This is a genomic window from Streptomyces sp. NPDC088261, assembly GCF_044740805.1.
In the GTDB taxonomy this organism is placed as follows: domain Bacteria; phylum Actinomycetota; class Actinomycetes; order Streptomycetales; family Streptomycetaceae; genus Streptomyces.
Genome location: NZ_JBIURL010000001.1, coordinates 1 through 22,304 on the forward strand (window position 1 = coordinate 1; position 22,304 = coordinate 22,304).

Here is a 22,304-nt window from a genome sequence, read left to right on the forward strand (position 1 = left end):
CTCCGGGCGCTTCCCTTCGGTATTTCGTGTTCCCGACTCTATCAGATGCTTTCGTATCCGATTTCCCCGGCCGGCGGGGCTCGCCTTCCAGGTTTTCGCTTTCGCGTTTCCCTTTCCAGCGATTCCGACTCTACCAGAACCTTTCGGGCCTGATTCCCAGTCAGAGGGGGCTTGCCTTCCCGGCCCTTCGGCCGTTCCGACGAGTGAGACTTTAGCGGAATCACTGGTCCCGACGCTAATCGGGGCCGCGTCCCTTCGAACGCGGATTCCTCATTTCGCAAAGGCGCACGCAAAACAAGGCGACCTGTTGTCGCTTGCTTGTCGTGTTGTCCTGCGGAATGACTGCCCGGGGACCGGACCTAGCCGGTGCTCACGTCGGACAGCTCGCAGCACATTACGGAGGTGTGTACCGCGTGTCAAATCGAGGGCCGGCGGCTAGTCTTGGGGCCGTGACAACGCATGCGTGCATCCTTCAGTGGTGGACCGCCTGACGGCGGCCGCCCCACGCATGTGCTCAACGGCCGCCGCTTTCGGCGGCCGTTCGCGTTTCTCCCCCCGGGAGGCGGCCGCACGGGCGGCGGCTCCGATCAGGAGGGTGATACGAGATGACGCGGATCTTCAGCGGGATCAAGCCCACGGGACATCTGACGCTGGGCAACTACCTCGGAGCCGTGCGGCGGTGGGTCGAGGTCGACCAGCACCGGGCGGACGCGGTGTTCAGCGTGGTGGATCTCCACGCGCTCACCGTCGAGCACGATCCGGCTCGCGTGCGCAGACTCACCCGGCAGGCCGCCACGCTGTTGCTGGCGGCCGGACTGGACCCCGCCCTGTGCACCGTATTCGTACAGAGCCATGTGGACGAGCACACCCGGCTGTCGTACCTGCTGGAGTGCACGGCGACGGACGGCGAGCTGCGGCGCATGATCCAGTACAAGGAGAAGAGCGCCGAGGCGCGGACGTCCGGGGAGAGCGTGCGGTTCTCCCTGCTGTCGTATCCGGTGCTGATGGCGGCGGACATCCTGGCCTACCGGACCGACGAGGTGCCGGTGGGTGAGGACCAGACGCAGCATGTGGAGCTGACGCGGGATCTGGCCGTGCGGTTCAACCAGCGGTACGGACACACGTTCGCGATTCCGAAGGCCACGCGTCCGCCGGTGGCCGCGCGGGTCATGAACCTCCAGGACCCGACGTCGAAGATGGGCAAGTCCCACGACTCCGGCGCCGGGATCGTCTATCTGCTCGACGAGCCCGACGTGGTGCGGAAGAAGGTCATGCGGGCCATGACCGACAGCGGCTCCGAGGTCGGGTACGACCGGGAGGCAAGTCCGGGTGTGGCGAATCTGCTGGAGATCCTCGCCGCGTGCACGGACGGGAACCCGGTCGACCTGGCCGGTGGATACGCGTCGTACGGCGCGCTGAAGAAGGACACCGCGGACGCCGTGGTCGAGGTGCTCCGGCCGTTGCGCGAGCGGCACGCGGTGCTGGCGGCGGATCCCGGTCAGGTGGACGCGGTGTTGAAGGAGGGGGCGGAGCGGGCGAGAGGGATGGCGCGGCCGGTGGTCGACGCGGCCTATCGGGCGGCCGGTCTGCTGCCCGCGGGTTGAGGGGGCGGACGGAGGGGAGGGGGCGGGCCTGGCCGTGTGGGGTGGGGGGACCCGCAGCCCAGCGCCCGCCGCCCGCCGTCAGCCGTCAGCCGTTGCCGGAGGCGAGTTCGCGGCTGCGGTCGCGGGCCGCTTCGAGGGCAGCGATGAGGGCCGCGCGTACGCCGTGGTTCTCCAGCTCGCGGATGGCGCTGATGGTGGTGCCGGCCGGGGAGGTCACGGCTTCGCGGAGCTTCACCGGGTGTTCGCCGCTGTCGCGGAGCATCACGGCGGCGCCGATGGCGGCCTGGACGATGAGGTCGTGGGCCTGGGCGCGGGGCAGGCCGAGGAGGATCCCGGCGTCGGTCATCGCCTCGACGAGGAAGTAGAAGTAGGCGGGGCCCGAGCCGGAGAGGGCGGTGGCCGCGTCCTGCTGGGACTCGGGGACGCGGAGCGTCTTGCCGACTCCGCCGAAGATCTCCTCGGTGTGGGTGAGGTGCTCGGCGAGGGCGTGGCCGCCGGCGGAGATGACGGACATGCCCTCGTCCACGAGGACGGGCGTGTTGGGCATGACGCGGACGACGGGGGTGCCGGTGGCGAGGCGTTCCTCGATGAACGCGGTGGTGATGCCCGCGGCCGCGCTGATGACGAGGCGATCGGGGGTGAGGTGGGGGCCCAGCTCGTCCAGGAGCTTGCCCATGTCCTGGGGTTTGACGGCGAGGATGAGGGTGTCGGCGCGCTTGGCGGCGTCGGCGTTGGTGACGGGTTCGACGCCGTAGCGGTCATGGAGTTCCGTGGCCCGTTCGGGGCGGCGGGTGGTGACCAGGAGGTGCGCGGGGCGCCAGCCGGCCCGGATCATGCCGCTGAGCAGAGCCTCGCCGATTTTTCCGGTGCCGAGGACTGCGACTGTCTTGCTCATTACGGGGTCACCTCGCCGGTGGGTGGGTGGGGCGGTCGTACGTGACCATCCTCGCACCGGGGGCGGCGGGGAGCGGGCGGTGTCCGAGGGGCGGGCGCCGGGTCGCGGGTGGGCCTGGGGCCAGGCACGTACGAGGGTCGGGCCGCACGGCGGTCAGGGTGCGGCCGTCAGGCCGTACGGCGGCGGAGGGTCGCCGCGCCGAGGGCGAGGACCAGGACGGCGCAGCCCGCGACGACCAGGGTGTCGCGGACGAAGTCGCCGGTCATGTCGGTGTGGCGGAGGACCTGGTTCATGCCGTCGACGGCGTACGACATGGGCAGGACGTCGGAGATCGCCTCCAGGACGGGCTGCATGGCGGGGCGCGGGGTGAACAGTCCGCACAGCAGCAGCTGGGGGAAGATCACCGCCGGCATGAACTGGACGGCCTGGAACTCGGACGCGGCGAAGGCGGAGACGAAGAGGCCGAGCGCGGTGCCGAGCAGGGCGTCGAGGAGCGCGACCAGCAGCAGGAGCCAGGGGGAGCCGGTGACGTCGAGGCCGAGGGCCCAGACGGCGAGGCCGGTGGCGAGGGTGGACTGGATGAGGGCGAGCAGGCCGAAGGCGAGGGCGTACCCCGCGATCAGGTCGCCCTTGCCCAGGGGCATGGCGAGGAGGCGTTCGAGGGTGCCTGAGGTGCGTTCGCGCAGGGTGGCGATCGAGGTCACCAGGAACATGGTGATGAGCGGGAAGATGCCGAGCAGCGAGGCGCCGATGGAGTCGAAGGTGCGCGGGCTGCCGTCGAAGACGTACCGGAGCAGGAAGAGCATCACGCACGGGACGAGGATCATCAGCGCGATCGAGCGCGGGTCGTGGCGGAGTTGGCGCAGGACGCGGGCGGCGGTGGCGAGGGTCCTGGCGGTGGAGAGGAGGCCGCCGGGGCGGGAGCCCGGGGCGGGGGCGCTCGGGGTGCCCGCGCTGTCTCCGGTGGCGCCGGTGAGGGGGGTCGTGGTGCTCATCGGGCGCTCTCCTGGAGTGCGTTGGCCTCGTCGACCAGGTGGAGGAAGGCTTGTTCGACGTTCTCGGAGTCCGTACGGCGGCGCAGGGCGTCGGGGGTGTCGTCGGCGAGGATCTCGCCGTCGCGCATGAGGAGCAGGCGGTGGCAGCGTTCGGCTTCGTCCATGACGTGGGAGGAGACGAGGATCGTGGCGGCGCGACGGGCGGCGATCCGGTGGAAGAGCTCCCAGAGGTCGCGGCGCAGGACGGGGTCGAGGCCGACGGTCGGTTCGTCGAGGACGAGCAGTTCGGGTGAGCCGAGCAGGGCGACGGCGAGGGAGACGCGGTTGAGCTGGCCGCCGGAGAGGCGGCCGGCGAGCGCGTCGGCGTGGGAGCCGAGGTCGACGTCGGCGAGGGCGCGGGCCACGGATTCCTCGCGGGCGTCGCGGCGGGCGCGTCCCGGGTCGAGGACGGCGGCGAAGTAGTCGAGGTTCTGGCGGACCGTGAGGTCCGTGTAGACGGACGGCGCCTGGGTCACGTAGCCGACGCGTGAGCGCAGGGTGGCGTGTCCTGCCGGGTGGCCGAGGACGTCGAGTGTGCCGGTGACCTGGGCCTGGGTGCCGACGACGGAGCGCATCAGGGTGGACTTGCCGCAGCCGGAGGGGCCGAGGAGGCCGGTGATCCGGCCGGGCGGCACGGCGAAGTCGAGACCGCGCAGGACGGTCCTGTCGCCGCGCCGGACGGTGAGGCCGCGGGCCAGGACGGCGACTCCCAAAGAATTCATCATGTGATGAATAATGCGAGCACCGGCTGCCGCCGTCAAGGGGGTTGGCGGCGGCGGGGCCTTCGGGTGGCCGCCTTCCCGGGGCCGGGTGGGGGAGCCCGGGTAATTCGTTGGCGGGGCGCGGCGACCGCTGCTAGGTTTCCGGTGGCCGTGCGAGAGAACGAGGAGGTGGTACCCGTGAACGCTGTATCGACATGGGTGCTCCTCTCCGGGGTCATGGTCGGGCGATAGGTCGTCCGGGAGCGCCGTACACGCGCACTCCCGAAAGGCACGACCATGCGATTCACTTCCGAACAGCGCCTCGACAGCGGCGTTCTGGAACGCGAGTTCATCCTCGGCGAGATCCCCGGCACCCTGTGGACGCCCGCGTCCGCCGCACCTGCCCCGCTGGTCCTGATGGCCCACAACAACGGCCTGCCCAAGGCGGAACCCCGTCTGGTGGCCCGGGCCCGGTACACCGCGGCCCTCGGCTACACGGTCGCCACCATCGACGCCGCCGGGTGCGGGGACCGTCCCCGTTCCGCCGCCGACGAACAGACCCGCACCGAACTCCGCCGGGCGATGCGGGCCGGCGAACCGGTCGACGAGATCTTCGAGTCCTTCATCGGCCCGCTGGTCGACCGCGCGGTCCCGGACTGGCGGACCACCCTGGACGCGCTCCTCGCGCTGCCGGGGATCGACGGCCCGGTCGGGTACTCCGGGGGATGGACCGCCCTCGGCATCCGCATGGCGGTGACCGAGCCGCGCATCGCGGCCGCGGGCTTCTTCGCCGGGGGGTACGTGCCCCGCGCCCTGCGCGAGGAGGCCCGGCGGATCACCATTCCGCTGCTGTTCCTGGTGCAGTGGGACGACGAGGGGAATCCCCGGCAGCGGGCCCTGGATCTGTTCGACGCCTTCGGCAGCGAGGAGAAGACGCTGCACGCCAATCTGGGCGGGCACACCGGCACCCCGGCGTTCGAGCTGGAGGACGGCTGCCGGTTCCTGGACCGGCACCTGAAGTAGCGGTGGGCGGGCCCCCGGAGAGGAGACATCCGGTCCGGGGGCCCGTCGCCGGACGCCCGCCGGACGTTACGGGCGCGCAGGCACCGCCATACGGCCCTGAGTTGCGGTCGCCGCGAAGAGGGCGGGCGGGGCCGGCCGGCGGGCGAACCGGCTCCCCCGCCTGGTCAAAACGCCTTCGCCCCAGGTCTTTTCGTCGGCACGGACGCGATCTCCAGGAGGACATAGGGGACTTTCGGTGATCTTCTTCCCCATGTGAGCCGGCCCGGTCCCGGGCCGGCCGGGCCTTTGGAGTCCGTATGACGATCCACCGCATCGCTCTCGCGTCCCTGACCACCGTCGTTCTCGCGGTCGGCGGCACCGCGTTCACCGTGGCGCCCGCCGGCGCCGCCCCGGCTGCCGCGCAGCGCGTGGCCGTCCCCGACCCCGCCGCCTGCGCCGCCGCCACGACCACCACGGAGGCCGCCGTGACCAAGGCCCGTACCGCCGCGGTCGCGGCGGCGGCGGACGCGGCCGGCGCCGCAGCAGCGCTCAAGACCCTCACCGCGGCCCTGGCCGCCGTCCCGCCGGACGCGGCCGCCGTCACCGCCGCCGCCACGACCGCCACCGCCACGGCGGCCGCGGCGGTCACCTCCGCCGAGGCGGCGGTCGCCGCCAACGCCGGCGCGGTCACCGCCGCGCTGGCCGCGGTCACCACCTGCAAGGTCTAGGAGGAGGAGCGGTGCTGCGCCGTGACCCCGCGCAGCCACCGGACAGAGCCCGGGACGAATCCCGCACCGCGTCGTCCTCCTTCCCGGTTTTCGCGGCTACTGGGAAGACGACGCGGGAGGCCGGAACGTGAGGGTCAACTCGACCACGTACGACTCCTCCACCGTCCCGTCGGGGAAAAGCCTCAGCAGTTCGTCGCGCTCCCGGTCGAGGAAGGCGGTCGTGGCCTCGTCCCCCAGCACGCGGAAGACGGAGTGGCTGCCCAGGTTGTCCAGGTGGGTGCGGAGAGGGACGCGGCGGGACCACGGCACCCGCCGCCGCACGGTCTCGGGCCCCGTCGGCAGGTGCCGGTCGCGCTCTCCCGTGCCGTGGGCCCCGTGGGCCTGGCCGCCCGTCTCCTCCCGCAGCCGGGCGTCCTGCTCGGCGATCCAGGGCACGGCGCGGTCCGAGACGTTCCACCACAGGGCCAGCGCGCCACCGGGCCGCAGCACCCGCATCGCCTCGGGCAGGGAGCGGGCCGGGTCGGTCCAGTGCCAGGCCTGGGCGTACGTGATGAGGTCGGCGGAGGCGTCGGCGAGGGGCAGCGCGTCGCCGAAGCCGCGTACGAGCGGGACGTCCGGGACGGAGAGCCGCAGCCGGGCCGCCATCCCGGGGCCGGGTTCGACGGCCACGACGCGCGCGCCGCGCTCCCGCAGCAGCCGGGTGGCGATTCCGGTGCCCGCGCCGACGTCCACGACCCGCGCACCCCGCAGCGGGCGGCCGGTCGCGGCCTCGATGGCGTCGAAGAGGGCGGGCGGATAGCCGGGGCGGGCGGTGTCGTACTGCTCGGCGACGGCGTCGAAGGAAAGAGCGCGCTCGTTCATACGGCACATCCTGGCTTGAGCCGCGTTTCCCGGGCCACGTTTTACGGGCCGCGTTTCCCGAGCAGCCTTCGCCGGGCTCGCGTTCCCGAGCAGCCTTCCAGCCGCGTCCTAGCGGCGTTTGGGCCGGCGCCCCTTCGCGGTGCTCCGGGCCGCCGGGTTGCCGGTACGGGCCGACCTCCGGCGTTCGTACTCCGTGACCGCCGTCTCGTACTCGCGGCGCCGCAGGCCCTCCCCCGGCGCCTCGGTGAGCGAGCGCACGAAGTACGCGAGCAGCGAGCCGACAAAGCCGATCATCTTGAGACTGCGCAGGGACGCGTCCCGGTCCGGGTCGGCCGGGCGGCGGGAGAAGCCCGCCCACGTCTGGCGGAACGCGAGCACACCGCACACCGCGAACATCACCACCAGCAGCACGTCCACGAAGCCGCCGACGCCCGCGATCGCCAGCCCCTCGTACGCGAAGTTCAGCACGAAGCACGCGACCACGACGGCGGTCAGCGAGCCGGTGGCCGCGCCGGCGCGGCGCAGGCCGTAGCCGCCGTCGTGGCCGACCCAGGTCGTGCCGAAGAAGGGCAGCGCCTCGGGCTCGGGACCGCCGGCGGGACCGGTGGCGGGACCGCCGGCGGGACCGGTGGCCGAGGCGGCTGTAGCAGCTGTGGCCGCCGGAGCCGTGGCCCCCGCAGCGGTCTTCGCCTCGGTGGGGCGCTCGGGTCGTTCGGTGTGCTCGCTCACGGGATCGAGTATCCCTGGTCCCCTGGCCGGATCCCGCCGTACGCACGGTGACGGTCGTGTCACCGTGCGCACGGCGCGGCGGCGTCAGGAGCAGTGCGGCGCCACGTACCCGTCGGACCCCGTGTGGACGTACGAGTCCGAGACGAACTGGCCGTTCGCGATGCAGTCCCAGAGGTTGGTGGTCCCGTACGGCCCCGAGATCCACTCCCCCGGCTTCTGGCAGTTGATCGGCACACTCGCGCCGTACGCCAGCACCCGCACGATCTGGTAGTTCGTCCCCGGCCCGCTGCGGACGTTCACCCGGTAGCCCGGCGCGACCGGGTACCGCGTGGCCGTCGCCGCCATCGTCTCCACGGCCGGTTCGGGAATCGTGGCCTCGGCCGGTTCCACCAGCGCCACGGCCGGCTCGGCGGTCCCCCCGCCCGTCTCTTCCCCGGCCACCGGAGTGTTCTCCGCCTCTTCGATCGACATTCGTCCTCCCCCATTGAAGGTGCGCACCCTGCGCCGCGCAGGCTAGCAACCCGTGGCTGGATCGCACGCATCATCGACTAGGCTCCGTGCGTCGCGCTTGCGCACAACACACGGGGGTGGGCGATGCCACCACTGCGCAACACCGGGCAGGCCCCGGAAGCGGAGCGTCCGGAATACGCCGGTCGCTACCTGCTCGAATCCGACCTGGGTTCGGGTGGAATGGGTGCGGTCCATCTGGCCACATCCGCTTCGGGGTTGCGCCTGGCCGTCAAGATCATTCACTCCCATCACGCCTCGGATCCCGAGTTCAGAGCCCGTTTCCGGCAGGAGATCACGGCCGCCCGCCGGGTCAGCGGCGCGTTCACCGCGCCCGTCGTGGACGCCGACCCGGAAGCCGAACGGCCGTGGATGGCCACGCTGTTCATCGACGGCCCCACCCTGTCCGAGCGGGTGAAGCGGAGCGGGCCGCTGAGTACGGACGAGCTGATCCAGCTCGGCGCGGGCCTGGCGGAGGGGTTGCGGGACATCCACCGGGCCGGGGTGGTGCACCGCGACCTCAAGCCCAGCAACGTGCTGCTCGCGGCGGACGGTCCCAAGGTCATCGACTTCGGCATCTCGCGTCCCACGGACAGTGATCTGCACACGGAGACGGGCCGGTTGATCGGCACGCCGCCGTTCATGGCGCCGGAGCAGTTCCAGCGACCGCGTGAAGTCGGCCCGGCGGCCGACGTGTTCGCGATGGGCGCGGTGCTCGTCCACGCGGCGACCGGCAAGGGGCCCTTCGACTCGGACAGTCCGTACATCGTGGCCTACCAGGTCGTGCACGACGAGCCGGACCTGTCGGGCGTGCCCGAGCGCGTCCAGCCGCTGGTCGCCCGCTGCCTGGCGAAGGAGCCGGCCGACCGGCCGACGCCCGACGAGCTGATGGCCGCGCTGCGTACGGACCAGAAGGGGACGGCGACCGCGCTCGTACCGCCGAGCCGACGGCCCAGGACCGACGGCGGCGACCCGACCCCCACCACCCATCCCAAGGCCGGCCGGTCCCGCGGTGGCCGGGCGTGGACCGTGCTGTCCCTCAACCGCCGCCGCCCACGCGCCCGTTGGGCCGCGGTCGCCGCCGTCCTGGCCGTCACGGCCGGGGCGGGTCTGGTGGGGATGCACGCGGCGGACGACGGGCACGGCCCGGCGCCCGCGAAGACCCGCCCCGGCCAAGCGGGCGCCGCGCCAAGGGAGTTCCGCCCCTGGGACCTCCAACTGCGCGGCGGTACGGGCGAGAACCGCATACCCGCCTGCGCGGCGGACGGTACGGGCGTCTACTGCGCGGCTCCGGGCATCAAGGCGGCCCGGCTCGACCCGGTGAACGGCCACCTCGACTGGTCGAAGAAGAGCACCGATACCACGCCGGACAGCGTGGGCGGCGCGGCCCCCGTCCTGTCGGGCGGCCTCCTGCACGTGATCACCGGGAACGGCGGCCGCCTGGAGGCGCTCGACCCCGCTTCGGGCGCGAAGCGCTGGGACGCCGACCTCTCCTCGTACCCCGTCGTCCGCCACGCCGGTGACACGGTCCTGCTGGTGGCCGGCGACGGCATGGTCCGCGCCCTCGACGGCGCGACGGGCAAGGAACGCTGGACGGAGCCGCGCGGCGGTCCGGGCTCGCTCTGGGTGGCGGCGGACGGCGGGGGCTCCGGGCCGAACGGCGGACTGTTCGCCGTGACGGCGTCCTCCGACGGTACGTCCACACAGGTCAGCGCGGTCGATCCCGCCACCGGCGCCCTGCGCTGGGAGAAACGGATCACCGGCACGCTGACGCCGGTGTCCGCGTCGGACGGCGCGCTGTTCCTGCTCGCCGGCAATCTCGACAGCATGACGGTCGGAGTCGTACGGCTGGACACCGCGACCCGGGACGTACGGCGCGTCCCGCTCTCCTCCCCGCTCGACCAGGCGCAGGCCACCGTCGCCGGGGACACCGTCTACCTCATCGGCTACTCGGGGTCGTTGACGGCCGTCCGCACCAAGGGGAACGGGGCCGCCGAGCGCTGGCGGCTGGAGACCTCCGTCGCGTGGACGTCGGCCCCGGTGGTCCTGAACGGGCGGCTCTACCTGAGCGCCGGGGACGGGCGGCTGCTCGCGGTGGACGCGCGGCGCGGCGTGCTGGAGGGCGAGACGAAGCCCCGTATGGACGACGGGCGGCACACGTTCACCGCGACGCTGGCCGCGCCGGTCGCCGTACCGGGCCGGGTGTACGCCAGCGCGCCCGACGGTTCCGTCTTCGCCGTCGACAGCCGCGACCCCTCGCGCTGGTGACGCGCGGCACCTGACGGCGCCGAGGCGCCCGCCGACACGACGGCTGTCGGCCCCGCCCCCCGGAACCTCGGGGGCGGGGCCCACAGCCGTACCGAAAGACCGGTCAGCCCAGCCGCGAGACGTCCCGCACCGCGCCCTTGTCCGCGCTCGTCGCCATCGCCGCGTACGCCCGCAGCGCCGCCGAGACCTTGCGCTCGCGGCCCGTCGGCGCGTACACCCCGCCGAGAGCCGCCCGCCGCGTCTCCAACTCCTCGTCCGAAACGAGCAGTTCGATCGAGCGGTTCGGGATGTCGATCCGGATCCGGTCGCCGTCGTGGACCAGCGCGATCGTGCCGCCCGAGGCCGCCTCCGGCGACGCGTGCCCGATCGACAGCCCCGACGTACCGCCGGAGAAGCGGCCGTCGGTGACGAGCGCGCACGCCTTGCCGAGGCCGCGGCCCTTCAAGTACGAGGTGGGGTAGAGCATTTCCTGCATCCCGGGGCCGCCGCGCGGACCCTCGTACCGGATGACGATCACATCGCCCTCCGCGATCTCCTTGCGGAGGATCTTCTCCACGGCCTCGTCCTGCGACTCGCAGACGACGGCCGGACCCTCGAAGGTCCAGATCGACTCGTCCACGCCGGCCGTCTTCACCACACAGCCGTCGACGGCGAGGTTGCCCTTGAGGACCGCGAGTCCGCCGTCCTTGCTGTACGCGTGGGCCACGTCGCGGATGCAGCCGCCCGCCGCGTCCGTGTCGAGGGTGTCCCAGCGCTCGGACTGCGAGAAGGCCTCGGCGGAGCGGACGCAGCCGGGCGCCGCGTGCCACAGCTCGACGGCCTCCTCGGACGGCGAGCCGCCGCGCACGTCCCACGTCTCCAGCCACGGCTTGATGCCGGGCGAGTGGACGGTGTGCACGTCCTCGTGGAGCAGTCCGCCGCGGTACAGCTCACCGAGGATGGCGGGGATGCCGCCGGCGCGGTGGACGTCCTCCATGTAGTACGTGCCCCCGGGGGCGACGTTCGGCGCGACCTTGGCCAGGCACGGGACGCGGCGCGAGACGGCGTCGATGTCGGCGAGGTCGTAGTCCAGCTCGGCCTCCTGCGCGGCGGCGAGCAGGTGCAGGATCGTGTTCGTCGAGCCGCCCATGGCGATGTCGAGGGCCATGGCGTTGTCGAAGGCGGCGCGGGTGGCGATGGCGCGGGGCAGGACCGACGCGTCGTCCTGCTCGTAGTAGCGCTTGGTGATCTCGACGACCGTACGGCCCGCGTTCTCGTACAGCGCCTTGCGGGCGGTGTGGGTGGCGAGCACCGAGCCGTTGCCGGGCAGGGACAGGCCCATGGCCTCGGTCAGGCAGTTCATCGAGTTGGCGGTGAACATGCCGGAACAGGAGCCGCAGGTCGGGCAGGCGTTCTCCTCGATACGGAGGATGTCCTCGTCCGAGACCGACTCGTTGACGGCGTCCGAGATCGCGTTGATCAGGTCGAGCTTGCGGACCGTACCGTCGACCAGGGTCGCCCGGCCGGCCTCCATCGGGCCGCCGGAGACGAAGACGGTCGGGATGTTGAGGCGCAGGGCGGCGTTCAGCATGCCCGGGGTGATCTTGTCGCAGTTGGAGATGCAGATCAGCGCGTCGGCGCAGTGCGCCTCGACCATGTACTCGACGGAGTCGGCGATCAGGTCGCGGGAGGGCAGGCTGTAGAGCATGCCGCCGTGGCCCATCGCGATGCCGTCGTCCACCGCGATCGTGTTGAACTCGCGCGGCACGGCGCCCGCGGCCTTGATCGCCTCGGAGACGATCCGGCCGACCGGGGCGAGGTGGGTGTGCCCGGGGACGAATTCGGTGAAGGAGTTGGCCACGGCGATGATCGGCTTGCCGATGTCCGCGCTCGCCACCCCGGACGCCCGCATCAGGGCACGTGCGCCCGCCATGTTCCGGCCGTGGGTGACCGTGCGGGACCTCAGCTCGGGCATCGTCGCTCGCTCCTTCGGTGAATCCTCGGATCCGGGGTCGAAAATGACTGTCTACGAGCGTACGCCCCGGCTCCAGGATCTGGACAGGTTGTCCGCAATACGGAACGACTGCCCACTTTCCGGTCACGCGGCCTTTCCGGTCACGCCTTCGCTCAGGCCCCCGCGTCCGCGTCCGTCAGGTACCGCTGGAGCGTCGGCGCCACCATCGCCACGATCTCCTCAGGAGGCACCGACGCGAGCGGCTCGGCCTGGATCACATAGCGCAGGAACATGATCCCGACCATCTGCGACGCGGCCAGCTCCGCGCGGAACGTCGGGTTCGGTACGTCCAGCTCCTCCGCGATCCGCTCCAGGATCCGTTGCAGCACGAACGTACGCAGGATCTTCGCCGCCGCGTCGTGCGTGAGGGCGGACCGGATGATCGCGAGGAGAGGCGCCCGGCTCACCGGGTTCTCCCACACGCCCAGGAAGAACCGGGCCAGCCGCTCGCCGAGCCCTTCCGTACCGCCGGCCAGCAGCTTCGACACCACCAGGGCGGGCTCGAAGGAGACCTCGACGGCGGCGCCGAAGACCTCGTCCTTCGTACCGAAGTAGTGGTGTACGAGGGCCGGGTCGACGCCCGCTGCCTTCGCGATGCCCCGGACGGACGTCTTGTCGTAACCGCTCTCGGCGAATTCCGTACGGGCGGCCTCCAGGATCATCTCCCGGGTGCCGGGGCCGGTCGCGGACCGGTCGCGCGCGGGGCGTCCGCGGCGGCGCGGAGCCGTATCGGTCATGAAGGACGCGCCCCCGCCGAGGAGGAGGACGGGGTCACCGGAGGGGCCACGGGCCCGGCCGATGCCGATGCCGACGCCAGATGCAGCCGCGTGAAGGCCAGCGCTTCCGCCAGATCGGACTCGCGCTCCGCCGACGACATCGCGCGCCGGGTGTTGACCTCGATCACCACATGCCCGTCGAAGGCGCCGCGCGCGAGGTTCTCCAGCAGCTCGGCGCAGGGCTGCGAGCCGCGCCCCGGCACCAGGTGCTCGTCCTTCGCCGAGCCGTTGCCGTCCGCGAGGTGGACGTGCCCCAGCCGGTCGCCCATCCGCCCGGCCATCTCCAGGGCGTCGTTGCGGGCGGTCGCGGTGTGCGAGAGGTCGATGGTGAAGTGCCGGTAGTCGTCCTTGGTGACGTCCCAGTCGGGGGCGTACGCGAGCATCTCGCGGTCCCGGTAGCGCCACGGGTACATGTTCTCGACCGCGAACCGTACGTCCGTCTCGTCCGCCATCCGCCAGATGCCCGCGACGAAGTCACGCGCGTACTGGCGCTGCCAGCGGAACGGCGGATGGACCACCACCGTCGTCGCGCCGAGCTTCTCGGCCGCCGCCCTGGCCCGCCGGAGCTTCACCCACGGGTCGGTCGACCAGACCCGCTGCGTGATGAGCAGGCAGGGGGCGTGCACCGCGAGTATCGGGACCCCGTGGTGGTCGGAGAGGCGGCGCAGCGCCTCGATGTCCTGGCTGACGGGATCGGTCCAGACCATGACCTCGACGCCGTCGTAGCCCAGGCGCGCGGCGATCTCGAAAGCCGTCGCCGTGGACTCGGGATAGACCGAGGCCGTCGACAGGGCGACCTTCGCATCCGGGATGCGCACCACTGGTTCTGCCACGGAGACAGCGTACGGGCCGTCACCGGGTGGTCGGGAGATGATCCAGCCGGTTCAGGATGACGCCCTCGCGCAGCGCCCAGGGGCAGATCTCCAGCACCTCGACCCCCAGGAGATCCATCGCGCCCTCCGCGACGAGGGCTCCCGCCAGCAGTTGCGCGGATCTGCCCTCGGAGACGCCGGGCAGGGCGGCGCGCCGGAGCGTGGTCATCCCGGCGAGCTTCGGAACCCACTCCTCCAGTGACGAACGACTCAGTTCGCGCTGTACGTAGAGCCCCTCGGCGGAGCGCGCCGCGCCGGCGATCCTGGCGAGCTGGCGGAAGGTCTTGGAGGTCGCGACGACGTGGTCGGGCTTGCCGAACCGCGCGAATTCCCCGACGGTACGGGCGATCTCGGCGCGTACGTGGCGGCGCAGCGCCCGTACCGCCTGGGGGTCGGGCGGATCGCCGGGCAGCCAGCCGGCGGTGAGGCGGCCCGCGCCCAGCGGCAGCGAGACCGTGGCGTCCGGCTCCTCGTCCAGGCCGAACGCGATCTCCAGCGAGCCGCCTCCGATGTCCAGGACCAGCAGTTTCCCGGCGGACCAGCCGAACCAGCGGCGGGCGGCGAGGAAGGTCAGCCGGGCCTCCTGGCGGCCGGTGAGGACTTCAAGATCCACCCCGGTCTCGGCCTTGACACGCCCGAGGACCAGATCGGCGTTGCTGGCCTCCCGCACGGCGGAGGTCGCGAACGCCAGCACGTCCTCGCAGCCCTTGTCCTCGGCGGCCTGGAGCGCTCCGGCGATCGTCGTCACGAGGCGGTCGAGGCCGACCGGCCCGATCGCGCCGTCGGCGTCGAGCAGTTCGGCGAGCCGCAGCTCGGCCTTGTGCGAATGCGCGGGCAGCGGGCGGGCGCCGCGGTGGGCGTCGACCGCCAGCAGATGGACGGTGTTCGAACCGACGTCGAGGACTCCGAGTCTCATGGACCGAACGCTACTGCCGACGCGGCATACGCTGGACCCGTGCCAAAGACGAAAAAGGCGAAGCCGGACAAAGCCGCGGTCAAGGTCCGGGACACCGTTCCCCAGGACGCCGTTTCCGCTGAGAGCGCGCGGACGCACCCCGATACGAAGTACCAGCAACTGGAGGCGCACAAGGACCTGGCGGGCGCGCGGGGTGTCCCCGACGAGAAGGGCATCGACTTCGCCCGCGCGTGGGTGGAGTTCCCGGATCCGGCGGACGAGGACCAGGTCTTCCGCTGCGACCTGACGTGGCTGACCTCGCGGTGGTCGTGCATCTTCGGCAGCGGCTGCCAGGGCATCCAGGCGGGCCGCGCGGACGACGGGTGCTGCACGCTGGGCGCGCACTTCTCCGACAAGGATGACGAGAAGCGGGTCGCGGGGCATGTGGCGCGGCTGACGCCGGAGCAGTGGCAGTTCCACGAGGAGGGCACGGCGGGCGGCGGCTGGACCCAGACCGACGAGGACGGCGAACGCCAGACGCGCCGCTGGAACGGCTCGTGCATCTTCCAGAACCGCCCCGGTTTCGCGGGCGGCGCGGGCTGCTCGCTGCACATCCTGGCGCTGTCCGAGGGCCGGGAGCCCCTGGAGACGAAGCCGGACGTGTGCTGGCAGCTGCCGGTGCGGCGGACGTACGACTGGATCGAGCGGCCCGACGACACGAAGGTGCTCCAGGTGTCGATCGGGGAGTACGACCGGCGGGGGTGGGGGTCGGGGGGGCACGATCTGCACTGGTGGTGTACGTCGGCGACGTCTGCGCATGGGGCGGGGGAGCCGGTGTTCCGGACGTATGCGCCTGAGCTGACGGAGCTGATGGGGGTGGCGGGGTACGAGGCGCTGGTCGCGCTGTGCGAGGTTCGTCTGGCGAGTGCGTTGCCGTTGCTGGCGCCGCATCCGGCGGACCCGGGGGCGTAGGCGTCTGCGACGGTGTCCGTCGCGCTTCCTTTGTCCTCGCGCCGGACGGGCGTGTGCGCCCGGGTGGTGGGCGCGGCTTACTGATGTCCTCAATCGCCGGACGGGCTGGGTGTGTCGTGGTGACGGGGGGCGGGGCCTCCGGAGGCACGTATGTCCGGACTGCATGTTTTACGGCGCGTGCACGAACTCGTTTCGTTAACGGTAGCCATGCGCCACAAAACACGCTTTACGTCCGGACACACGCACCTCCTCCGACCCCACCCCCCTCACGCCGGGGGTGAACTGAACGACCCCGCCCGCCCCGGGGTCCCCGCGGACCGTTGCGCGGGCGCGGCTTACTGATGTCCTCAAACGCCGGACGGGCTGGATGGTGCCCCCGCGCGGTGCGCCGGTGCGGGTCAGGGTCGTCCTCAAGCGCCGGACGGGCTTGGAGGCGTCCGGGAGGGCTGGGGGTGCGTCGGGGCGGGGCGGATTGTGGTCTCCGCGCCGGTGATGGGTGCGGGTTACCGATGTCCTCAAGCGCCGGACGGGCTTGAAATGCCCCGGTGCCGGCTGCGGCTGCCTCCCGCCCCGCCCCGGAGCGGGCCGGGTAGTGACGCGGGCCTGGAAGGGGGACGGGCAGGGGTCGTGTCCGGAACGTAAAGCGTGTTTTGTGTCGCATGGCGAACGTCAACCAATACGACCGGTCGCACGCGACGTAAAACATGCAGTGCAGGACACGACCCCTGACCGGCCCCCGGCAACCGGCCCGCACCCAGGCCACCGGGCCGCAGCGGCACCATCAAGCCCGTCCGGCGATTGAGGACATCAGTAAGCCGCGCCCACCACATGGGCGCAGACGCCCGTCCGGCGCGAGGACAAGAAGGAAGCCGCGCCCATCCGTGGGCGCAACGCCGTCAGGTTGGCGGGGGTGTGGGCGGCGCGTCCGTCGCGGACGGGGACGGGGATGGTGGCGTTGGCGTGGGGGGCTCGGGATCCGTGGGGGCCGAAGGGGTCGGATCGGGCGGGCCGGTCGGGGAGGGGGCCGAGGGGCCCGGACCAGGGCCGGGGTCCGTCGGGTGGCTCGGCCCGGCCGAGGGTGGGGGCGAGGACGGGGACGGCGGCGCCGTACCGCCGTAACCGTCCAGCCTCACCACCGCCCCCGACGGATGCAGCAGAATCCGAGCCGTCCAAGCCCCCCGCGGCTCGTACCGCCGGTCCACCCACACCCGCACCGTCACCACACCCCCAGGCAAAAGCCGCCCCGAGCTCGCGCTCAACCGCACCCACCGCGCACTCGTACCCGCCGACCACGTCACCGCCGCGCCCCCGTACGCCCGGAGCGTGAGCGTGGTCGTGCCGCCCGACGACCGCGCCTCGACCGAGAGACGGCCGGGAGCCGGCTGCCCGGGCCGGGCCGGACGCGGGGGCGGGCCGGCGCTGACCACCTCGACGGACACGTCAGGCGTACCGTCACCCCCCGGGCCCCCCGGCCCACCCGCCAGGAAGCCGTTCCCGGCCCGGACCTCCGCGCTGCCCGCGTTCTCGTAACGCTCGTACCCCCGCGCCTCGTCGCCCGCCCGGCCACCGGGCCTGTCCCGCGCGCTGATCGAGGGCCCGGCCTGCACCTCGCCCGTCTGCGGCCCGCCCCGGTACGCCGCCCAGAGCGCGAGCACGGGCGCGGCGACGACCGTCGCCACGACGGTCGTGGTCACGGCGCGGGCGCGCAGCCGGTCGCGGCGGGCCGCGCGGTCCTTGGGGTCCATCGGGAAGCCGTTGCGCCCGAAGCGCGGAGACGTCGCGCGGCCGCGCGGCGCGCGGATCATCGCCGTGTACGCGGCGGCCCTCGGCGCCTCGATCAGGGGGAGGACGGCCGGTGAGGTACGGGTACGGGCCGAGGGCGTCGTACGGGAACCGGGCCACGGCGCCGACGCCTCCGCGCGTTCGGCGACCCGGCGGCAGCACGGGCAGTCGTCCACGTGCCGGACCAGTTCGCGCCGGAGCGTGGCGGAGAGCAGGGCCTGGGGGTCGCCGGTGAGCCGGGCCACGGAGGGGCAGCTGCCGGTCTCGACGACCGCGAGGGCGGCGCGGGTGCGCTCCACCTCGCAGGCGGCGGAGGCAAGCAGTTCACGCGCCGCCGTCGGCTCCATCGACAGGACGGCGGCGACCTCGTGCGGGCCGAGTTGGTGCCGTACGGCCAGCTCCAGGATCTCGCGCTGCTCGGGCGTCGTCCCGGCGGCCTCGGGCCAGGCCAGCTGGGCGAGTTCGTACCGACGACGCTCCTCGGTCGCGGCGACGGAAACGGGGTCGGGGGCGAGGGCGGGACGGTTGGCGGAGGAGGTAGTGGTGGCGGAGGTGGAAGGGGCCGGGCCGCCGCCGGGGCCGTCAGCAAGGTCGGCGCCACCGCGCCCCGTCGCACCCCGCGCGTCCGCCCCGGCCGCCACACGCGGGCCGCCCCGGTGGGACCCGCCGTCGCTCCGGTGCCGGTGGCCGGGCGACCCGGCGGCGACCGGCCGGGCCGACCCGCCCCCCAGGGGCGCGTGCGCCCCCCCGCGCTGGTCGGTGAGTTTGCGCAGACACGCCCAGCGGGCCAGCGCGTACAGCCACGCCTTGCGCTCCCCCGCGTCGGACGGCGAGCGGCCGAACTGGCGCTCCGAGAGGGCCAGGACGTCGCCCAGCGCCTCCGTCGCCGCGTCGTGGTCCCAGAGGACGGAGAGGCAGTAGGTGAACAGGCCGTCCAGATAGGGCTCGTACCGTACGGGGGGCCGCCGCTCCAGGGGGCGGGGGGCGCGACGGGGCGCGCGGTGTGCGCCGGTGGTGTGCGGGGAGGTTTCCGGACTGCTGCTGGTCACCCGGTGACGTTAGACAGAGCTGCCCGCGCCCATCTCACTCCTTGAGCCCATTTAATCCTAACGAGTGACGGTATCCCTCAAAAGGGGACAGCTTTCCCTCATTCCGGCGGGCGGAAGGCAAGGACGGTGTTGTGCCCGCCGAATCCCGCCGACGTGCTGAGCGCCAGCCGGACCGGGTGTTTGTACGCCTCGCCGGTGACGAGGTCCAGCTCGCCCGTCCCGCTGTCGGGACGCCGGAAGTTGGCGGTGGGCGGGGCCAGTTGGTGGGAGACCGTCAGCGCGGTGAGCGCGGCCTCGATGGAGCCCGCCGCGCCCATGGGATGCCCGGTGACCCCTTTCGTGGAGGTGACCGTCGGCGGGCGCGCGCCGAAGAGCCGGCGCAACACGCCCGCCTCCCGCGCGTCGTTGAGCGGGGTGCTCGTGCCGTGGGCGTTGATGTGGTCCACCTCCGCCGGACCGGCGCCCGCCGAGGCCAGGGCCCGTACCAGCGCCTCGCGCAGTCCGCGCCCCTCGGGGTGCGGGGCCACCGGGTCGTGCGCGTCGGTGGTGGAGCCGTGCCCCGCGAAGAGCGCGTGCACCGGCGCACGCCGGGCGGCGGCGTCCGCCGTACGTTCCAGTACCAGCACCCCCGCGCCCTCCGCGAGGACAAATCCGTCCCGGTCCGCGTCGAACGGCCGCGACGCGGCGGCCGGATTCCCCGCCCGCCCGGACAACGCGCCCATCTGCGCGAACGCCGTCACGCACAGCGGCGTGACCATGGCGTCGGTGCCGCCCGCGACGGCGAGGTCGCAGGCTCCCTCCCGCAGGAGCATCGCGGCGACGATCAGCGCGGTGGCCCCCGACGCGCAGGCGGTGGCGGTGTGCAGGACGGGGCCCCGCGCGTCGAGGGCGAGGGCGGTCTGCCCGGCGGCCATGTTCGGCAGGAACGCCGGGAGGGTGAGCGGCGAGACCGAACGCGGGCCGGTGCGGAGCAGCCTGGTGTGCTGGCTCTCGTACGTCGTGACTCCGCCCGCCGCCGACCCCATGACCACCGCGACCCGGGCGCCGTCCCAGGACGCGGGGTCGAGCCCGGCGTCCGCGACCGCCTCCCGGGCCGCCGTGACGCCGAACTGCGTGCAGCGGTCGAGCCGCCACGCCTGCCGTACGCCGACGTGGATCCGGGGGTCGAAGCCCGGGACGCGGCAGGAGAACGGAACGGGGAGGCCCGCCAGTTCGGGGTCCGTGGCGGCGGTCGGCACCCCGGCGCAGACGCGGTCCCAGGTCGCCCGCGTGCCGATGCCCGCGGGGGTGACGAGGCCGATGCCGGTGACGGCGAGCGGTTCCGTACGGTCGGCCCCCGCGCGACCGCTCACCGCGCGGTTCCGGTGTCGGCGGCGTCAACAGGACTGCCGTCCTCGGGCAGTTGGTCCGCGACCAGGCGCGCGAGGTGGTCGATCGACAGCTCGGCGTCCGCGTCGGCGTCGTCCAGTTCGACACCCCAGCGCTCCTGCACCGTGACGAGCAGCTCCACCACCGCCAGGGAGTCCAACTCCAGCTCGGCGAGGGTCGATCCGGGCTTGACGGCGTCGGGGTCGACGTCGAACTTGTCGACGAGCAGGGTCACGAGGTACTGGCTGACAGTTTCCATGACGGATGACTCCGGTCTGTGTCGGAAAGCGAAAGGGGGTGGGGTGTCGGGTCGGAGGACAGAGGACGGACGGACGGCCAGGTGAGCGCGATCGCTCCCCACGTCAACCCGCCCCCGAAGGTGGTGAGCAGCGCCCGCGCGCCGGGCCTGACGAGCCGCCGGGCCGCCGTGTCGGCGAGGGCCAGCGGGATGGAGGCGGCGGCGGTGTTGCCGACGTCCGCGATGTTGCCGAAGCGGTGGTGGGCGGGGATGCCGAGCCGTTCGGCCACCGAGTCGAGGATGCGCTGGTTGGCCTGGTGGCCGATGAACGCCTCGACGCTCGGGGCGGGCCAGCCGGCCCGGTCGAGCGCGGTCCGCGCGGAGCGCGTCATGTGCGTCACGGCCTGGGCGTACACCTGCCGTCCCCGCATCCGGAAGTACCGCGCGTCACGGTCCAGTTGGGCCGTCTCCGGGAGCCGCGAGCCGCCCCCGGCGACGGCGATCAGGTCGCTGCCCGAGCCGTCCGCGCCGAGGTCGGCGGCGACGAGGGCGCCGGGCTCGCCCCGGTCCCCGGCCCGCAGCAGGAACGCCCCGGCGCCGTCGCCGAAGATCGGGGCGGTGTCGCGGTCCCGGGGGTCGACGATGGCCGAGTACTTCTCGGCGCCGATGACCAGCGGATGGCGGCACGTGCCGTGGGCGATCAGGGCGTTCGCCGTGGTCAGGGCGTACAGGAAGCCCGAGCACACAGCCGCGAGGTCGAAGGCCGGCACGGGGCCGAGGCCCAGCCGGTGGGCGACGTCGGGGGCGGTGGCGGGGCACGGCCGGTCCGGGGTGGTGGTCGCGATCAGCACCAGGTCGGGCCGGATGCCGGGCGCGGACCGCATGGCCGCCTCCCCGGCGGCGAGGGCCAGGTCGCCGGTGCTGACGCCGGGGGCGGCGTGGCGGCGGCGGGCGATGCCGGTGCGGGAGCGGATCCACGCGTCGGTGGTCGCCAACTCCCCCCGGGCCACGATCTCTTCGTTGGAGAGCGAGCGCGGCGGGAGGCAGGAGCCGATGCCGCAGACGACGGCGGTGGAGGCGGAGTCGGGAGACACGTTCACGGCGTGGGTTCCGGGACCGGCAGCGGGTCGGCGGCCTGCGAAGGCAGAGGCGAGGGCGAAGGCGCCGGAGCCGCGAACGGGGACGGCGGCTTGGGGGTCCCCGCCAGACCCCCGTCCGGTACGGACATCCCCCCGTCCAGCACCAGCGCGTGCCCGGTCAGGTACGCGGACGCCGGCGACGCCAGGTAGAGCGTGGCCGCCGCGACGTCCGCCACCTCGGCCCAACGCCCCAGCGGCACATGCCCCATGAGCCAGTCCGAGAGCGGCCCGCTGCCGTAGGCGAACGCCGTCATGTCCGTACGGGTCCAGCCGGGGCAGAGCGCGTTGACCCGGACCCCCTGGTGCGCCCAGCCCGTCGCCAGACTCCGTACCAGCGAGATCTGCGCCGCCTTCGAGGCCGCGTACGCCTCCATGCGCGGCGCCCCGACCACCCCGGCCACGGACGACATCAGCACCAGACTGGCCCGGGAGGACTCCACGAGGTAGGGGTACGCGGCCCGGCACACGGCGGCGGTGGCGCCGAGGTTGACGTGCAGCACGCTGTCCCAATCCCGCTGGAAGGACTCCTGGAGGGGCAGGACGACCGGCGAACCGTCGGCCTCCATGGGCAGGACGCCCGCGTTGTGGACGACGATGTCGAGGCCGCCGAACGCCCGCGCCGCCCGGTCCACGACGTGGACGGCCTGGGCGGTGTCGGCGAGGTCGCCGGGCACGAGCACGGCCGTGCGCCCCTGCTCCTGGACGAGGGTGGCGGTCTCCTTGAGCGCGTCGGCGGTACGGGCGGAGAGGGCGACGTCGGCGCCCGCCTCCGCGAGGGCCTGGGCGACGGCCCGGCCGATGCCCCGGGAGGCGCCGGTGACCAGGGCGCGGGCGCCGTCGACGCGGAAGGTGGACAGGACGGTGCTGCCGACGCGGGTGGTGCTCGTACCG

20 protein-coding genes are annotated in these 22,304 nt (G+C 73.1%); 5 read left to right on the forward strand and 15 right to left on the reverse strand.

What is annotated here, in order from left to right:
• Window positions 1–605 precede the first annotated feature (605 nt).
• Entirely contained in the window at window positions 606–1,604 is a 999-nt protein-coding gene (gene trpS / locus ACIODU_RS00005) for a tryptophan--tRNA ligase (RefSeq protein ID WP_401762051.1), read from the forward strand.
• 85 nt (window positions 1,605–1,689) lie between these two features.
• On the opposite strand, the gene proC is transcribed toward trpS, so the two are convergent.
• The 3 genes from proC to ACIODU_RS00020 form a co-directional block, all read right to left on the reverse strand.
• Window positions 1,690–2,499, reverse strand: a complete 810-nt coding sequence (proC, locus tag ACIODU_RS00010) for a pyrroline-5-carboxylate reductase (RefSeq protein WP_356433060.1) — start codon at window positions 2,497–2,499, stop codon at window positions 1,690–1,692.
• Between the two features lie 167 nt (window positions 2,500–2,666).
• Window positions 2,667–3,494, reverse strand: a complete 828-nt coding sequence (locus tag ACIODU_RS00015) for an ABC transporter permease (protein ID WP_401762055.1) — start codon at window positions 3,492–3,494, stop codon at window positions 2,667–2,669.
• A complete protein-coding gene (locus ACIODU_RS00020) occupies window positions 3,491–4,258 on the reverse strand; it encodes an ABC transporter ATP-binding protein (RefSeq protein ID WP_401762058.1) in 768 nt (255 codons plus the stop codon). The genes ACIODU_RS00015 and ACIODU_RS00020 overlap by 4 nt, the downstream gene beginning before the upstream one ends.
• 273 nt (window positions 4,259–4,531) lie before the next feature.
• Here ACIODU_RS00020 and ACIODU_RS00025 point away from each other — a divergent pair, with 273 nt between their 5' ends.
• Window positions 4,532–5,257, forward strand: a complete 726-nt coding sequence (locus tag ACIODU_RS00025; RefSeq protein WP_401762061.1) for a dienelactone hydrolase family protein — start codon at window positions 4,532–4,534, stop codon at window positions 5,255–5,257.
• A 296-nt stretch (window positions 5,258–5,553) separates the two neighbouring features.
• Window positions 5,554–5,964, forward strand: a complete 411-nt coding sequence (locus ACIODU_RS00030) for a hypothetical protein (RefSeq protein ID WP_356433052.1) — start codon at window positions 5,554–5,556, stop codon at window positions 5,962–5,964.
• Window positions 5,965–6,060: 96 nt separating this feature from the next.
• Here the strand turns inward: ACIODU_RS00030 and ACIODU_RS00035 are convergent, their stop codons facing one another.
• The 3 genes from ACIODU_RS00035 to ACIODU_RS00045 all read right to left on the reverse strand — a co-directional run bounded on the left by ACIODU_RS00035 (window position 6,061) and on the right by ACIODU_RS00045 (window position 8,025).
• Window positions 6,061–6,834, reverse strand: coding sequence for a class I SAM-dependent methyltransferase (locus ACIODU_RS00035; RefSeq protein ID WP_401762063.1), 774 nt, complete (start codon window positions 6,832–6,834; stop codon window positions 6,061–6,063).
• A gap of 99 nt (window positions 6,835–6,933) precedes the next feature.
• Complete coding sequence (locus tag ACIODU_RS00040; RefSeq protein WP_401762066.1) at window positions 6,934–7,554, reverse strand: hypothetical protein; 621 nt, start codon at window positions 7,552–7,554, stop codon at window positions 6,934–6,936.
• An 84-nt stretch (window positions 7,555–7,638) separates the two neighbouring features.
• On the reverse strand, window positions 7,639–8,025 hold the full coding sequence (locus ACIODU_RS00045) for an SH3 domain-containing protein (RefSeq protein WP_401762068.1): 387 nt from the start codon (window positions 8,023–8,025) through the stop codon (window positions 7,639–7,641).
• Window positions 8,026–8,148: 123 nt separating this feature from the next.
• Here ACIODU_RS00045 and ACIODU_RS00050 point away from each other — a divergent pair, with 123 nt between their 5' ends.
• The gene (locus ACIODU_RS00050; RefSeq protein ID WP_401762070.1) at window positions 8,149–10,329 is read left to right on the forward strand and encodes a PQQ-binding-like beta-propeller repeat protein; all 2,181 of its coding nucleotides are present in this window, start codon (window positions 8,149–8,151) and stop codon (window positions 10,327–10,329) included.
• A 103-nt stretch (window positions 10,330–10,432) separates the two neighbouring features.
• On the opposite strand, the gene ilvD is transcribed toward ACIODU_RS00050, so the two are convergent.
• From ilvD to ACIODU_RS00070, 4 genes are all read right to left on the reverse strand, one after another.
• A complete protein-coding gene (gene ilvD, locus ACIODU_RS00055) occupies window positions 10,433–12,283 on the reverse strand; it encodes a dihydroxy-acid dehydratase (protein WP_401762073.1) in 1,851 nt (616 codons plus the stop codon).
• 152 nt (window positions 12,284–12,435) lie between these two features.
• Window positions 12,436–13,059 carry a TetR family transcriptional regulator gene (locus ACIODU_RS00060; protein ID WP_356433047.1) on the reverse strand — a complete coding sequence of 208 codons (624 nt, stop codon included), beginning with the start codon at window positions 13,057–13,059 and terminating at the stop codon, window positions 12,436–12,438.
• The gene (locus ACIODU_RS00065) at window positions 13,056–13,931 is read right to left on the reverse strand and encodes a sugar phosphate isomerase/epimerase family protein (RefSeq protein WP_401762076.1); all 876 of its coding nucleotides are present in this window, start codon (window positions 13,929–13,931) and stop codon (window positions 13,056–13,058) included. The genes ACIODU_RS00060 and ACIODU_RS00065 overlap by 4 nt, the downstream gene beginning before the upstream one ends.
• 19 nt (window positions 13,932–13,950) lie before the next feature.
• A complete protein-coding gene (locus ACIODU_RS00070) occupies window positions 13,951–14,886 on the reverse strand; it encodes a Ppx/GppA phosphatase family protein (RefSeq protein WP_356433045.1) in 936 nt (311 codons plus the stop codon).
• A gap of 39 nt (window positions 14,887–14,925) precedes the next feature.
• Here ACIODU_RS00070 and ACIODU_RS00075 point away from each other — a divergent pair, with 39 nt between their 5' ends.
• A complete protein-coding gene (locus ACIODU_RS00075; RefSeq protein ID WP_356433044.1) occupies window positions 14,926–15,837 on the forward strand; it encodes a hypothetical protein in 912 nt (303 codons plus the stop codon).
• 896 nt (window positions 15,838–16,733) lie between these two features.
• Here ACIODU_RS00075 and ACIODU_RS00080 read toward each other — a convergent pair.
• The 5 genes from ACIODU_RS00080 to ACIODU_RS00100 all read right to left on the reverse strand — a co-directional run bounded on the left by ACIODU_RS00080 (window position 16,734) and on the right by ACIODU_RS00100 (window position 22,270).
• Window positions 16,734–18,668 carry a hypothetical protein gene (locus ACIODU_RS00080; protein WP_401762079.1) on the reverse strand — a complete coding sequence of 645 codons (1,935 nt, stop codon included), beginning with the start codon at window positions 18,666–18,668 and terminating at the stop codon, window positions 16,734–16,736.
• A 98-nt stretch (window positions 18,669–18,766) separates the two neighbouring features.
• Window positions 18,767–20,020, reverse strand: coding sequence for a beta-ketoacyl-[acyl-carrier-protein] synthase family protein (locus ACIODU_RS00085; RefSeq protein ID WP_401762081.1), 1,254 nt, complete (start codon window positions 20,018–20,020; stop codon window positions 18,767–18,769).
• A complete protein-coding gene (locus ACIODU_RS00090; RefSeq protein WP_401762083.1) occupies window positions 20,017–20,295 on the reverse strand; it encodes an acyl carrier protein in 279 nt (92 codons plus the stop codon). The genes ACIODU_RS00085 and ACIODU_RS00090 overlap by 4 nt, the downstream gene beginning before the upstream one ends.
• Window positions 20,268–21,374 carry a beta-ketoacyl-ACP synthase III gene (locus ACIODU_RS00095; RefSeq protein WP_401762086.1) on the reverse strand — a complete coding sequence of 369 codons (1,107 nt, stop codon included), beginning with the start codon at window positions 21,372–21,374 and terminating at the stop codon, window positions 20,268–20,270. The genes ACIODU_RS00090 and ACIODU_RS00095 overlap by 28 nt, the downstream gene beginning before the upstream one ends.
• A complete protein-coding gene (locus ACIODU_RS00100) occupies window positions 21,371–22,270 on the reverse strand; it encodes an SDR family NAD(P)-dependent oxidoreductase (protein ID WP_401763465.1) in 900 nt (299 codons plus the stop codon). Before ACIODU_RS00100 ends, ACIODU_RS00095 begins: the two co-directional genes overlap by 4 nt.
• Between the last annotated feature and the right edge of the window lie 34 nt (window positions 22,271–22,304).

What these genes read in the sequence shown, in the direction of transcription:
- ACIODU_RS00070 (WP_356433045.1), bottom strand. Translation starts at nt 14,886, where the DNA reads ATGAGACTCGGAGTCCTCGACGTCGGTTCGAACACCGTCCATCTGCTG.
- ACIODU_RS00015 (WP_401762055.1), bottom strand. Translation starts at nt 3,494, where the DNA reads ATGAGCACCACGACCCCCCTCACCGGCGCCACCGGAGACAGCGCGGGC.
- ACIODU_RS00045 (WP_401762068.1), bottom strand. Translation starts at nt 8,025, where the DNA reads ATGTCGATCGAAGAGGCGGAGAACACTCCGGTGGCCGGGGAAGAGACG.
- ilvD (WP_401762073.1), bottom strand. Translation starts at nt 12,283, where the DNA reads ATGCCCGAGCTGAGGTCCCGCACGGTCACCCACGGCCGGAACATGGCG.
- ACIODU_RS00020 (WP_401762058.1), bottom strand. Translation starts at nt 4,258, where the DNA reads ATGATGAATTCTTTGGGAGTCGCCGTCCTGGCCCGCGGCCTCACCGTC.
- ACIODU_RS00030 (WP_356433052.1), top strand. Translation starts at nt 5,554, where the DNA reads ATGACGATCCACCGCATCGCTCTCGCGTCCCTGACCACCGTCGTTCTC.
- ACIODU_RS00050 (WP_401762070.1), top strand. Translation starts at nt 8,149, where the DNA reads ATGCCACCACTGCGCAACACCGGGCAGGCCCCGGAAGCGGAGCGTCCG.
- ACIODU_RS00060 (WP_356433047.1), bottom strand. Translation starts at nt 13,059, where the DNA reads ATGACCGATACGGCTCCGCGCCGCCGCGGACGCCCCGCGCGCGACCGG.
- ACIODU_RS00035 (WP_401762063.1), bottom strand. Translation starts at nt 6,834, where the DNA reads ATGTGCCGTATGAACGAGCGCGCTCTTTCCTTCGACGCCGTCGCCGAG.
- proC (WP_356433060.1), bottom strand. Translation starts at nt 2,499, where the DNA reads ATGAGCAAGACAGTCGCAGTCCTCGGCACCGGAAAAATCGGCGAGGCT.
- ACIODU_RS00090 (WP_401762083.1), bottom strand. Translation starts at nt 20,295, where the DNA reads ATGGAAACTGTCAGCCAGTACCTCGTGACCCTGCTCGTCGACAAGTTC.
- trpS (WP_401762051.1), top strand. Translation starts at nt 606, where the DNA reads ATGACGCGGATCTTCAGCGGGATCAAGCCCACGGGACATCTGACGCTG.
- ACIODU_RS00025 (WP_401762061.1), top strand. Translation starts at nt 4,532, where the DNA reads ATGCGATTCACTTCCGAACAGCGCCTCGACAGCGGCGTTCTGGAACGC.